At 43.7% G+C, this 405-nt stretch carries 1 pseudogene; it reads right to left on the bottom strand.

Annotated features, from left to right (window positions below):
* Positions 1-262: 262 nt before the first annotated feature.
* Positions 263-405, bottom strand: a pseudogene (locus LMH66_RS20285) (IS110 family transposase); the annotation flags it as partial.

Genomic DNA, 405 nt, shown 5'->3' with positions numbered 1-405 from the left:
GCCATATATGGACCCATCCGGTTTGCAAGATATTTGATACTGATTCAGAGAAGAGTTCATTGCACCCATATATCCGGCCTGTTTTTGAGGTATTCCTCTGGCCCTGATGGATATCTGCTTTTACTGTCCTTATCATCCCTGCGGCTTCTTAGAGCCAATGGCGTATTAAGGTTTTCAGTAAATCAGTCTGACTGTCTCATCATCAAATCAAATGTCTTAGCAACTTGGTGGTTAGATTAAAGCTTTTGCTCATTCCTGTCGTTTAAAGTGCCAATTTGTATTCTTCCTCTCGAGCTGCGATTACCCATGCCATTCTTGCAAGCTTATTAGCCACAGCCACGCAGGCGGTATTAAATCCTCGCCTTTCAGACAGTGCGATAGCCCAGCAGCTAAACCTATCTGATT

The organism is Shewanella sp. 10N.7 (genome assembly GCF_020806285.1).
In the GTDB taxonomy this organism is placed as follows: domain Bacteria; phylum Pseudomonadota; class Gammaproteobacteria; order Enterobacterales; family Shewanellaceae; genus Shewanella; species Shewanella electrodiphila.
The sequence above is the reverse complement of the archived record's forward strand: the minus strand, read 5'-3'. Positions and strand labels throughout refer to the sequence as shown.